12 protein-coding genes are annotated in these 11,611 nt (G+C 49.2%); 5 read left to right on the plus strand and 7 right to left on the minus strand.

All coding sequences use genetic code 11. The features are described 5' to 3' along the window. The first annotated feature begins 69 nt into the window (after positions 1 to 69). Both sleB and AC15IQ_RS11700 read left to right on the plus strand, forming a co-directional pair. The gene (gene sleB, locus AC15IQ_RS11695) at positions 70 to 840 is read left to right on the plus strand and encodes a spore cortex-lytic enzyme (RefSeq protein WP_483179333.1); all 771 of its coding nucleotides are present in this window, start codon (positions 70 to 72) and stop codon (positions 838 to 840) included. Between the two features lie 243 nt (positions 841 to 1,083). Next, positions 1,084 to 1,920 (plus strand): ZIP family metal transporter, encoded by an 837-nt coding sequence (locus AC15IQ_RS11700; protein WP_483179334.1) that lies wholly within the window; start codon positions 1,084 to 1,086, stop codon positions 1,918 to 1,920. 94 nt (positions 1,921 to 2,014) lie between these two features. Here AC15IQ_RS11700 and AC15IQ_RS11705 read toward each other — a convergent pair whose 3' ends face one another. Beyond that, positions 2,015 to 2,137 (minus strand): LysM peptidoglycan-binding domain-containing protein, encoded by a 123-nt coding sequence (locus AC15IQ_RS11705; RefSeq protein WP_483179335.1) that lies wholly within the window; start codon positions 2,135 to 2,137, stop codon positions 2,015 to 2,017. Between the two features lie 294 nt (positions 2,138 to 2,431). On the opposite strand from AC15IQ_RS11705, the gene AC15IQ_RS11710 reads away from it, so the two are divergent. From AC15IQ_RS11710 to AC15IQ_RS11720, 3 genes are all read left to right on the plus strand, one after another. Further along, on the plus strand, positions 2,432 to 2,935 hold the full coding sequence (locus tag AC15IQ_RS11710; protein ID WP_483179336.1) for a sigma-70 family RNA polymerase sigma factor: 504 nt from the start codon (positions 2,432 to 2,434) through the stop codon (positions 2,933 to 2,935). After that, on the plus strand, positions 2,925 to 4,181 hold the full coding sequence (locus AC15IQ_RS11715; protein ID WP_483179337.1) for an anti sigma factor C-terminal domain-containing protein: 1,257 nt from the start codon (positions 2,925 to 2,927) through the stop codon (positions 4,179 to 4,181). Before AC15IQ_RS11710 ends, AC15IQ_RS11715 begins: the two co-directional genes overlap by 11 nt. A gap of 274 nt (positions 4,182 to 4,455) precedes the next feature. After that, positions 4,456 to 5,544, plus strand: a complete 1,089-nt coding sequence (locus AC15IQ_RS11720; RefSeq protein ID WP_483179338.1) for an AI-2E family transporter — start codon at positions 4,456 to 4,458, stop codon at positions 5,542 to 5,544. 131 nt (positions 5,545 to 5,675) lie between these two features. Here the strand turns inward: AC15IQ_RS11720 and AC15IQ_RS11725 are convergent, their stop codons facing one another. The 6 genes from AC15IQ_RS11725 to AC15IQ_RS11750 form a co-directional block, all read right to left on the minus strand. Further along, entirely contained in the window at positions 5,676 to 6,242 is a 567-nt protein-coding gene (locus AC15IQ_RS11725) for an XdhC family protein (protein ID WP_483179339.1), read from the minus strand. A 229-nt stretch (positions 6,243 to 6,471) separates the two neighbouring features. Then, positions 6,472 to 6,837, minus strand: a complete 366-nt coding sequence (locus AC15IQ_RS11730) for a gamma-glutamylcyclotransferase family protein (protein WP_483179340.1) — start codon at positions 6,835 to 6,837, stop codon at positions 6,472 to 6,474. Positions 6,838 to 7,073: 236 nt separating this feature from the next. Then, a complete protein-coding gene (locus AC15IQ_RS11735; RefSeq protein ID WP_483179341.1) occupies positions 7,074 to 8,459 on the minus strand; it encodes a ThiF family adenylyltransferase in 1,386 nt (461 codons plus the stop codon). 72 nt (positions 8,460 to 8,531) lie between these two features. Further along, positions 8,532 to 9,269: a 2Fe-2S iron-sulfur cluster-binding protein gene (locus AC15IQ_RS11740; RefSeq protein WP_483179342.1), complete on the minus strand. Its 738-nt coding sequence runs from the start codon at positions 9,267 to 9,269 to the stop codon at positions 8,532 to 8,534. 11 nt (positions 9,270 to 9,280) lie between these two features. Beyond that, positions 9,281 to 11,086 (minus strand): NADH-ubiquinone oxidoreductase-F iron-sulfur binding region domain-containing protein, encoded by a 1,806-nt coding sequence (locus tag AC15IQ_RS11745; RefSeq protein WP_483179343.1) that lies wholly within the window; start codon positions 11,084 to 11,086, stop codon positions 9,281 to 9,283. Then, positions 11,070 to 11,570, minus strand: a complete 501-nt coding sequence (locus AC15IQ_RS11750) for an NADH-quinone oxidoreductase subunit NuoE family protein (protein ID WP_483179344.1) — start codon at positions 11,568 to 11,570, stop codon at positions 11,070 to 11,072. The genes AC15IQ_RS11745 and AC15IQ_RS11750 overlap by 17 nt, the downstream gene beginning before the upstream one ends. Positions 11,571 to 11,611 lie beyond the last annotated feature (41 nt).

An 11,611-nucleotide genomic window follows, 5' to 3' on the forward strand; every position in this document is an offset into this window, starting at 1 on the left:
ACAAGCTTTGCCGCCCCACGTATAGATTTTTATAATTACAACCATACTTGATAAGGCGTGGTTTTTAGAATGAAAAAGATAAATCTTAAAATTACCAAGGAGGTAGATCTTATTCGAAAACGCACCAAGAGCATCATCATGATCCTTACCCTTTTCCTCTTTTCCACGGTCATTCCTGCGTGGGGATTTCAGGCTACATACCTGGGCGAGAGGACTCTGGCACCATCTGATGAGGGTTATGATGTACAGCTATTACAAAAGGACCTTTCCTACTTGGGCTTTAGCCCAGGAAATATAGACGGTATATTCGGTCCTCAGACTATGGCTGCAGTAAAACAGTTTCAATCCCATCATGGCTTGCCAGACGATGGATTGGTTGGGAAACAGACTGCTGACGTGATTATTGCCGAAGTAAGTAAACCCGTTCAAGCCAACCCTGTTCCTCAGCAAATACAACCCCCCGCACCGTCACGCTCTGCATCGTTTTCCAGCCGAGATTTAGAAAACCTGGCCCGCCTCATACATGGTGAAGCCCGGGGAGAACCGTATGAGGGCAAGGTCGCAGTGGCTGCTGTTGCTATTAACCGCCTGGAATCCAATGGATTCGGGAAGACCCTCAATGAGGTCATTTTCCAGCCTGGGGCCTTCACCGCGGTCAGCGATGGACAGTTTTATCTGAAGCCAGATAACAGCTCTTATCAAGCCGCTGAAGCCGCCTTGCGCGGATGGGATCCCAGTGGAGGTGCTATTTATTACTGGAATCCGGTTACCGCTACCAATAAGTGGATATGGAGCAGGCCCATTACCAAAACCATAGGCAGACATGTATTTGCCAAATAACTCCTTTTGAGCACAGCCCCACACCTCCTATGACTTGCCTAATTAAGTCACGGGAACCCACCCCAATATCTGCCATAAACCGTTTTTAGGATATGACCTGAAAACGGTTTTTGTGCTTTTTTCTTACTCTGCACATGTTTCTGGCATTCTTCACCAACCCGTCTCTAGCCCCTTTGCTGCCTGGTAACTATATTAGCGCCTATTCATATTATAGAAATTATGAGTAATAAATGAGGGTTCTAGATGGTCGAATACTTGATGCAGCTCAATTTGATCTGGCTCGGGATGGCTGCCAGCCTGGCTGCGGGAATGGCCACAGGAGTGGGGTCTATCCCCATTTTCTTCACTCGTAATATTGCCAGAAGGCACTTGGATTATCTATTGGGTTTCGCAGCCGGAGTAATGCTGGCGGCCACATCTTTTAGCTTGATAGTACCGGCTATCGAAAAAGGCGGCGGCGGTTTACAAGGAGCCACCATGGCCTTGATCGGCATTTTATGTGGAGGAGCATTCGTCGATTTTGTGGATAAATTCTTCCCCGATACTAATCTTATATCCAATGCGGTTAACGGAAAATACTATGATGAAAACCAGGTAAGGTGCAGACTACCCTTTAATCCTAGCTTAAGTCCAGGCCTTCGCAAGGTATGGCTTTTCGTTATTGCCATTACCATACACAACTTTCCGGAAGGAATGGCGGTTGGGGTTGGCTTTGGGGACGGAGATGTCATAAATGGCTTGAGTCTTGCCATAGGCATCGGTCTGCAAAACCTGCCGGAAGGGCTGGCAGTGGCTCTTCCCCTGGTGAGGGAAAAATACTCGGCTCTTACAGCCTTTCTGGTTGCTCTGGCTACTGGTTTGGTAGAGCCTATTGGAGGGCTTATAGGAATAGGGCTGGTTCACATCGCCACGCCACTGCTTCCCTTTGCCCTGGCTTTTGCTGCTGGAGCCATGCTTTTCGTAATCAGCCACGAAATCATACCTGAGAGCCAGAATCATGATGGCCATTCCAAACTCGCCACACATGCCTTGCTCATAGGTTTTGTGGTAATGATGTTTTTGGACAATACACTGGGCTAGAATGGATGTTTCTGGGTTAGAGAGGGCAGTTCTGTTGTCCCAAAAACTCGTTTTGGGACGACAGAACTGCCTTTCTACTCCGGCGTTTTGAAAACTATATGAAGTTTATTTCCTCATTTGCCACGGCGAGCGATAAAACCATTATGGCTTCAACAGTATTGTTGGATCGTCTGGCAATCAAGCTCAAGATGTCGCCAGTTTGAACGGTATAAAGCATTGCTCCCCCTCCTTATCATCTATGGTATTCAAAGAGCAGTTAAGTTAGAAATGGACCTGTAGAAAGGTAAGCAAGCCATGCTGGGTTTTTTGACAGGTTTGCTTCCTTGCCCTGCCAGTCTTTACCGAAGCATGCCGGAACAGCGACAAGCCTTCTGGTTTAATAAGGGGGAGGAATATCGGCACCGATCGAGGAATGGCTTAAAAAGACCTTCAATCTGCAAAATCAATATATTTGTCTAACAAAATTGTAACTTTTTGATATCCTTAAGCGTTGTTCTAGTGAGGGAGGGTGATGATGAAAGGTGATTCTTTGGAAGCCTTATATATGGCTTATATGAATGACATCTATCATTATTTGCTCAAACTCTGTCATCACCCCCAAACCGCAGAGGATCTCGTTCAGGAAACCTTTGTGCGAGCCTACGACGGTCTGGAAAGTTATAGCGGGGAGAGGGCGCGCCCCTGGCTTTTCAAAACAGCGCATAACGCTTACATCGATTGGTACCGCCGTGAGAGTCGGCAGATCCAAACTGATCCCCACTTGCTAGCGCAGGTGAGCCAGACTACTGATAATGGACCTGAGGCTGAGTACCTGCAAAGGGAGCAAATTCGATCATGGCTGGCCGCCACCAGTAATCTGGGTGAAAAATGTCGTCAGTCTTTGATACTCAGGGATTACTACGGTTTCTCCTATCAGGAGATAGCCGATATATTGGGCTTAAGTTTGGCCAACGTGAAGGTGACCCTTTACCGGGCCAGAAAGGTCATCAACGAGGTGATGAAAGATGAATTGTGAGCAATTTCGAAGTATCAGAAACCGCTATTTGGCGGGGAGTATCACCGCAGCCGAGGAGGAAGCTGTCGAGTCTCATCTGGCACAATGTGCAGATTGTCGGGGTTTAATAGATGAAGAAATGGACCGCATTGAGAGAGCAGTCCGTTTGACCAGTCGAAATGGTGGCAACCAAGCCACTGGGCTGGATGACAAGCGGCAGCAAAATATTTTGCGCCGGGCCAAATACAAAAACCGGTTCAGCATAGCCATTTTTCTATTGATCCTTTTCATATTTTTAAATACTGCCGGAGTAATATTGTCGAGTTTGTATTATACCTGGGGAGAAGAGGATTCACGGCTTTTCAAAACACAGAAAACGGCTGCTCTGTTGACCGAATTCACCTTTCCCAATGTAACCGTACCGGCACCCAGTTCCCCTTTCCCGGTGGGTCTCACCGGTGCCGGTTGGGGGCATAGCAGTCTTGAAATCAAACCGTATTTTGTAGCCCAGAGCAATTATGCCATGCACAAGCGGATAGGCAAAAAGGATTATGGCATAGGGCATCTCAACATTAACCAGCTATTGTCGGCTATGAACGTGAATTGGCAGTGGCAGGATGGCAGCTTCCAAGACTACCTCTTTTTTATCCATCCTGAACAATTGGATAATATTGAATTTACTGAGACCAGAATACACCTCAGAAATAATGCCCAACCCGTCTGGGAAGCCTTGCAGGCCTTGCCGGAGGGAACTGTGGCTGAAATGTCACTGTCATTCAATCGCACCTTTACCATCGATGAGATCAGGCATATTTGGGCTGATTACGATATGGATATCACCTGGTATGCCGTATCTACAGGCCTGGAAGTTAATCCGCAGTACAATCATGACCGCAGGGCTCCTTTGTCCGCTTTCCATGGGGTTTGGGGTCTGCCTGAAAACTCGCGCAATATTCTGGCGGGTAATGCCACCATAAAGGATGATGCCGCAGTCCTAGAGAACCACTTGCTGAAATCAATGCAGTTTCTCATTCAGAATGAAGCCATAGCCAAGCGTATTTTTCGCGGTGAAGCAGATTTCTTGCAGCTCCCCGCAAGATACGAATATATACAATCCAATGGCGTAAACGTTTACGGGGTGGTGGTCACCGGCCCCAGTCGGGAACTGTTCAAGCTTCAGGAATTGGATTTCGTGCATTCACCCGGCTTAGGAGAGGTCAGATTATGGAACTGGTTCGACCGTAGTTACCAGGGGGAGATGTATTAGTCCAGCAGCATATGAACGGTAATCGGGGGTAAACATGAGATCTTAAAGGTAAATATAAACCTGGACGGGTAGATTCAGACCATTGAAGTATTAAATCAATCATAATTAAGCACAATGCCTGAGGATGGTTACCGGAACAACAATATGGCCGGAGCCGTCCTATTTGTTGTGTGAAATAACAGATTTGTGGGAAAATAAGGAATGTGTAAGGTGTTAGAGAATTGCATAGAAAAAGGAGAGGTTTCTCATCAACATAAAAACTAAAAGAGACTTGATGCTCTTAATCGCTTATGCAGCCGTGTTAATACTGGTGGTGATCAATTTCGGTCCTATAATGCAGGCCCTGGGGCGGTTCGTGGGTTTATTCAAATCTCTGTTCATCGGCATAGCTATTGCCTTTATCCTGCACAAGCCGTGTCAATATATCGAACGGATTATGAGAAATACGGTCCTTAAAAATTGCAAACCCGCTATAATTCGAGGCTTGGCGGTGCTCAAAACCTATTTTCTGGCTATGCTGGTAATTGTTATTCTGATGCTCTTCATTATCCCCCAATTGATCGAGAGTGTACGTCTATTTGCTTCAAATATCGGATCGTATCTGGAAAACACCCAGGGCATGCTGAACCAGGCCGCCAATCTGCTGCAGATTACCCATGTCGATCTGTCTGACCTGACTGATCGCCTCTACCAGTTCTTAAATCAGTATACTGCCAATCTGGGCGGCCTTTTTGCCGGTATAATCGGTGTGACAGCCGGTATATTCGGTTTTCTGGCCAACCTGGTTTTGGCTATGATTTTCTCCATTTACCTGTTAGCCAGCCGGGAGAGTATTCTGGGCAATTGCCGTGCTGTAAGCCAGGCCTATCTGCCTCACCAGATATATGAAAAAGCTCGTTATGTGTACCAGATCACTGTGGACACCTTTGACAAATATGTGTACGGTCAACTGACTGAGGCGGTTATTCTAGGCGTGCTCACTTTCATCGGTATGCTCATTTTCAGTTTCGATTATCCACTGATGATCGGCACTCTGATCGGTGTCACCGCGCTGGTGCCGATTATCGGCACCTATGTAGGTGGCCTGATAGCTTTTCTAGTTCTGCTCATGGTCTCACCGCTTAAGGCCTTATGGTTTCTGGTATTCTTGGTAATCCTGCAGCAGCTGGAAAACAACCTAATCTATCCCCGGGTGGTTGGAGATAGTCTGGGACTCCCCGGTATTTGGGTGCTGCTGGCAGCAATTGTAGGAGGCGGTCTGGGCGGCCCCTTGGGAATACTGCTCGGTGTGCCATTGGCTACTGTCTTATATAAGCTGCTGAAAAATGATGTCAAACATAGAGTGTCGGTTGAAGAGGTGTGAAAGCGGAGGTGTGATGTTCCTTCCCGATAACCAATATCATTCCCGGGACTAACTCATAAACCCGGTGTTCGCACAGGCCCCCAACCTGTATCGCACGGCATCAGGAGAAAACGCTGGTAAGTCAAGGCAGTTTAAAACAACTGATCATATTTTGTGAACTCTCCGCTAGGTTGCTTTATAGTAACAAATCCGCCGGAACGTCCGTATTTGACAGCCTGAATCTCGGCTATGGCTGCCAGGGCGATTTCTGCCGGCATGTCTCCCCCCAGATCAAGGCCGATGGGGATGTGCACCTTATCGAATGAGTGCCTGTCTGTACCCTGTGCTTCCAGAGCACTGAAGTATGCGGTGACCTTTCTCTTGTTGCCCATAATCCCTATATAACGGGCTGTAGAATCGATAACCGCCAGCAGGGCGTCTTTATCGAATTCATGGTGGTGGCTGAGCAGGACTATGCTGGTGGAAGAGGTAATGTGGCATTTCTTAAGAAGTTCAACGATGTCGCCAATAAGCAGGTCATCGGCGTCAGGGAACCTCTCCCGGTTCAATGACTCAGGATCATTATCTATCATAGTAATGCTATAGCTCAGTGCTGCAGCAAATTTATAAAGGTTATAAGCCACATTGCCAGATCCCACTATGATCAAAGGGTCGCCATTCACTGACCTATCAGTGAACCCGCTGTATGCCTCTTCCATGCCAAGTCCTCCTAATAGTATCATTACAAACAGGTATGTTATAAATATTATTCCTCGGCTTTAGAATATGTCTGGACGTTAATTTAATATTAACCGAAATTTCTGGCTTTCGGCAGATGTTTTAATAAATTGGCACTCAATTCCAGATCTCAATACTATATATAAAGCCAGCAGAATCCATGGAGGATTCTGCTGGCTCGACTATTTAGCGCTGTTTTTATAATTGTATTCACTGCCCGCGCCAGGGCTGCGCTTCAAAAGGCACCTTGTTCTGTCTATTTACCGGACCTTTCCAAACATATACATAAGCCCGGGTAGTCTTGCCATCCTCGGTGAGGATCGATATCCGTTTGCGATCATAAAGTGAACCCTTATCCTCCAGGACATCGATCCTACGCAAAGCCTTCCGGTCTATGCCAAATATCTCCCCTTTTACCTGTTCCCCTGGCTCAGGAATAATTCCAGGATAACCGCCCAGATTGTAAAGGGCGTAACCGGTAATTAGACCCCTGCCCAGGAACTTATGTATTCCAAGGAATTCTTTATGATAGCAGCCCCCTCTCATCAAGGTGCCGTATACAAACACTCTGATCATGCTTCCTTACTCCTTTGGTTCAAGTATACGACCGTCCGACTCTGGATGCGACATTGTCGAGAATGTTCTTATGCGACACAAGCAGATCCTTTTGCTGCATATAGCTGATCCGTCCGGTGCGCCCGGTCCAATCCTTCCCGCCCAGCTCAATTCTGCCCTTATCAGGAACGATCAGGGGGATTGAATGACTTCTACGTCCAGTCTTCCTGGTCGTAAAAACTCTGGGCTTTGGCGAACTATCGTTTTGCGCATATGGGGCAATCAGGATCTTTTTCGGTGTGGAATATCTCGAATTGGGCTTCCAGGGCATCATAAGCCAATATCGAGTCAAACAGTATGGTGCCTGTTTTGGTAAGGCATTTGCAGGCCTCACAACCCTGGATGGTTCCCAGCACACCTGCAACCGGGCCCAGAATGCCCTCAGGCCCGTATTTGGCATTGCAGTCGAGTGCTGACCGGGCCGGGAACAGGCACTGGTAGCAGGTGCTGCGGGCAGCCATAATGGTTGTGGCGATGCCCTCGAAACCGTTTACCCCGGCTTCAACCAGGGGCTTATTAAGCAGTGCACAGGCCTCATTGATCAGGTATCGGGTAGACAGGTTGTCGACACAGTCGACTAGCACATCGCAAGCAGATATGATATCCAGGGCATTGTCTTTAGTCAAACTGGTATTGTGCTTTATCAGATTAAGGTCAGGGTTCAGCTCGCGCAGAAATATCTCTGCGGAGTCTATCTTGGGTAATCCCAGACGGGTTTCGCTGTGTAATATCTGACGGTTAAGGTTGGAGATATCCACCCGGTCATAATCCACCAGGGCAATGGTTCCCACACCTGCTTGGGCCAGAGTGTAGAGCACTGGTGATCCCAAACCTCCGCTGCCCACCACCACAACCTGGCTCTGCGCCAGCTGGTGGGTATCAGCTGTTGTGATATAGCCAGGGGATGCTCCGGGGATTTCAGTGCTAAGGAAGGGGGACGCGATGCTGATGGGGCAGGCTTTTCTGCCCTCATAGCGGGCAAACCTCATAGTAAACAGGTCAAACTCCAACCCATACGCAGTGCAGTTCTCCAAACCGAGCAGAATTTTCACAACTTCCACTGCTGCCAGAGCCCCCAGCAAATTCGAGGAAAAGGTCGATTCTGCACCGCCATCAGGCATATTATGGCCTATTGACGTCTGGTGGTCCGGTCTGGGAAGGACCGCTCCCTGATCATCAGGGCGTTTTATAACCTGAAACCAGCCCTGCCAGCCTCGGTTAGCTGCTATGATAAGGGGCATCCATTGACCGTTGGGCTGATCATGGCTTTGAGCCAGATACTGAGGGCTTCCCTGAACAACCCTGACTGCGGCATCTCCGGGCAGGTTTTTCAACCCCGCTGGTACTGCTTGAATCTTAACCCCGGAGTTTAAAGCTCCAATCTGCTTGATCAAGGAGGACAGACCGTGCTCTTCAGCAAAGTCGCAATTGAGGATGCCTATTCCAGCGGCCGCCAGATAATAGAGCAAAAGAGCGCAGGACTCAACCGACTGCGCTTTGACAAAAACGGCTGAGTCCTCTAGCTTTTTCTGTCCTTCGATGCCGATTTCCGGCAGTATGATCTGCCGGTGATATCTTTCCATGCTTGGGTTATGCGGCAGCATAATGTTCTGGCACCTACCCTGTCAGATATTGCAGTCCCACCTGCGGTCAATCTAGCGGTGATATCCACTAACCTTTACCGCAGCCTGCTTTCTGCGACATTCCTGGCAAAGCCCGAATTCAAGCGCCAATCCGCTTTTAGAGGCAATGTACTCCAACTGCTCCGGGGTGCCCACCGGCTGTCCGCATCTCTGGCAGCGCACCAAGGCAAAGTCTTTATTCCAGATGGTCCGGCGATCCTCACTTTCAGTCATAGCTATTGCTCCAGTGGGGCATATCTGGGCACAAGCTCCGCAGCCGATACAGGCTGTGGCGGCATCATCGTAAGGAGTGCCGATGCGCTTGTCAGTGCCGCGAAACACTGCCGCTATGGCACTGGAGCCCATTTCTTCACAGGCCTTGACGCACAGCCGGCACAGAATGCAGTTTTCTTCCTGATTCACATCAAGCCTAACCTCGGGACATTTATACTGTTCACGCAGTAGTTGCATAAATTCGCTATTAGGCGCTCTGCGATATAAGAGCCCGATAATATTACGGCGGATTCTTGCAATAGCCGGGGTTGAAGTGCTGACCTCAATCTCTTCGCTGATCGGGTAGGTGCAGGAGGCTACCAGACGGCTGGTGGCCCCGTTCTTGACCTCTACCATGCACATGCGGCACATGCCCTGCCCGCCAAAGGCCTCATGGTAGCAAAGGGTGGGGATATCAATGTCGTTTTGCCGGGCAGCCTCCAGAATCGTGATCCCTGGTTCCACCTCAACCGGTTTTTCATCTATAATAATCCTCACAATCCACCCTCCTATCTAACCAAAACCGCGTTAAAGCGGCAGTGGTTTATGCATTCGCCACAGCGTATACATTTATTCTGGTCAATAATATGGGCCAATTTCTTTTCGCCGCTGATGGCATCGACCGGACAGTTCTTGGTGCACAAGCCGCATCCGGTGCAGGCTGCGGGATCGATTTCAAACTCAGTCAATTCACGGCAGATTCCAGCCGGGCAGCGATGATCACGGATATGGGTCAGATATTCGGCTTTGAAATACCTCAGGGTGGAAAGCACCGGATTGGCCGCGGTCCGCCCCAGGGCGCACAGCGAGGCATCCTGCATAGTTTGACTGATTTCTTCCAGATAAAGCAGGTCTTCTTCCCTGCCCTGACCGTGGCATATAGCCGTGAGGGTATCCAATAAGGCTTTGATGCCTTCCCGGCAGGGGGTGCATTTGCCGCAGGATTCCCCAGCTAGGAAATTTACATAGTAACGAGCAATCTCGACCATACAGGTACGGTCATCCATGACTATAATGCCGCCCGATCCCATCATTGAGCCGGCTTCCAACAGGGAGTCAAAATCCACCTGCAAATCCAGCCTGCTTTCAGGGATGCATCCCCCTGAGGGTCCGCCGGTCTGCACCGCTTTAAAGCTTCTGCCCCCGGGAATTCCGCCCCCGATGGTAAAAATAATATCCCGCAGGGTTGTTCCCATGGGCACTTCTACCAGGCCGGTATTTACCACCTTGCCTACCAGGGAGAACACCTTGGTGCCTTTGCTGCCCGCAGTTCCCAAAGCAGCAAACTGTTCGGCACCGTTATTGATTATTACCGGAACATTGGCCCAGGTTTCAACATTATTGATAATGGTAGGCTGCCCCCACAAGCCCTTTTCGGTGGGAAAAACATACTTATCCCGGGGTTCCCCGACATTCCCCTCTATAGAGGCCATCAATGCCGTCTCTTCACCGCAAACAAAGGCGCCGCCTCCGCGGACTATTTCTATATCAAAACAAAGCTGGCTGCCCAGGATATTATTGCCCAAATAACCGTGGCGACGAGCACTGTCTATGGCTATGCCCAGGTTGGTCACTGCCAGACTGTACTCGTCACGAACATATATAAAGCCCCGTGTGGCTCCAATGGCATAGGCACATATTATCATGCCTTCGACAACTGTATGAGGGTCGCCTTCCATTATGCTGCGATCCATGAAAGCCCCGGGATCGCCCTCGTCACCATTGCATATCACATATTTAGGCCGGGCTGCCTGTTCTGCTGCCGCCCGCCACTTGATCCCGGTGGGAAAGCCTCCACCCCCGCGACCGCGCAGTCCGGCCGCAAGGATTTCCTCCACAACCCCAGTAGGCGTCATTTCCTGCAAGGCCTTGGCCAGGGCTTTATATCCATCCCGGGCGACATAATCATCTATGGAGGCAGGGTCAATTTCCCCGATATTGCGCAAGGCCAGTTTATGCTGTTTTTTATAGAAATCTATTTGGTGATGTGATTTGACCCGTTTTTTGGTCTGGGGATCCCGATACAGCAAACGATCCAGCAACTCACCGTTTTTAATGGTCTTTTCAACTATAGCCGGGACATCACTGGCTTTTACCTGGCAGTAAGTGATGTCATCGGGCATTATCTTAACCAGAGGCCCTTTTTCACACCAGCCATTGCAGCCGGTGGGCTTGGTAAATGTTTTTACTGTTACTTCCGAATCTGTGAGCTGTTTCTTAAGGGACTGGTATACTTCCATGCTCCCATTGGCCAGGCATCCGGTTCCGCAGCATACCAGTATCAGTTTGGAACCTAAATCATTTGCTGCTTGCATCGGCATGCCCTCCATAGCTCTTAATGATCTCCACTATCCCCGCTGAGGTCACTTTGGGGTAGACCCGGTCATTGGCCAATACTGCCGGTGCCAGGGCACAGGCGCCGATGCAGTTGACCGTCTCCAGGGAGAACTCGCCGTCAGGGGTAGTCTCTCCCGGCTTGATGCCCAGATGTTGATAAATCTGGTCAATAATAACGTTGGAACCCTTGATGTGGCAGGCAGTACCGTCGCAAACCTTAAAGTTTATACGCCCTTTGGGAACCAGACTGAATGCTTTATAAAAGGTCGCCATGCTGTAAACCTGACTAAAAGGCGAGGCCACATGAAGGGCGATCATCTCCAGGCCTTGCCTGGGCAGATAGTTGAATTGCTTCTGCATATCCTGCATGATGCTGAGGATATAGCGCTTTTCTCCGGGGTAGTTATTGATGATAGATAGAAGCAGCTTTTCATTTGGTTCAGTTTTGATTTCGGCAGGCATTATGCTCCAGCCCCCTCGTAAACCTGCCGCCACCCGCTCCT

Source organism: Syntrophomonas sp. DTU019, assembly GCA_913757435.1.
Classification (GTDB): Bacteria; Bacillota; Syntrophomonadia; order Syntrophomonadales; family Syntrophomonadaceae; genus DTU019.

Excerpts from the sequence above, each read along its gene's own strand:
- sleB (WP_483179333.1), top strand. The coding sequence starts at position 70 with ATGAAAAAGATAAATCTTAAAATTACCAAGGAGGTAGATCTTATTCGA.
- AC15IQ_RS11700 (WP_483179334.1), top strand. The coding sequence starts at position 1,084 with ATGGTCGAATACTTGATGCAGCTCAATTTGATCTGGCTCGGGATGGCT.
- AC15IQ_RS11705 (WP_483179335.1), bottom strand. The coding sequence starts at position 2,137 with ATGCTTTATACCGTTCAAACTGGCGACATCTTGAGCTTGATTGCCAGA.
- AC15IQ_RS11710 (WP_483179336.1), top strand. The coding sequence starts at position 2,432 with ATGATGAAAGGTGATTCTTTGGAAGCCTTATATATGGCTTATATGAAT.
- AC15IQ_RS11715 (WP_483179337.1), top strand. The coding sequence starts at position 2,925 with ATGAATTGTGAGCAATTTCGAAGTATCAGAAACCGCTATTTGGCGGGG.
- AC15IQ_RS11720 (WP_483179338.1), top strand. The coding sequence starts at position 4,456 with ATGCTCTTAATCGCTTATGCAGCCGTGTTAATACTGGTGGTGATCAAT.
- AC15IQ_RS11725 (WP_483179339.1), bottom strand. The coding sequence starts at position 6,242 with ATGGAAGAGGCATACAGCGGGTTCACTGATAGGTCAGTGAATGGCGAC.
- AC15IQ_RS11730 (WP_483179340.1), bottom strand. The coding sequence starts at position 6,837 with ATGATCAGAGTGTTTGTATACGGCACCTTGATGAGAGGGGGCTGCTAT.
- AC15IQ_RS11735 (WP_483179341.1), bottom strand. The coding sequence starts at position 8,459 with ATGGAAAGATATCACCGGCAGATCATACTGCCGGAAATCGGCATCGAA.
- AC15IQ_RS11745 (WP_483179343.1), bottom strand. The coding sequence starts at position 11,086 with ATGCAAGCAGCAAATGATTTAGGTTCCAAACTGATACTGGTATGCTGC.
- AC15IQ_RS11750 (WP_483179344.1), bottom strand. The coding sequence starts at position 11,570 with ATGCCTGCCGAAATCAAAACTGAACCAAATGAAAAGCTGCTTCTATCT.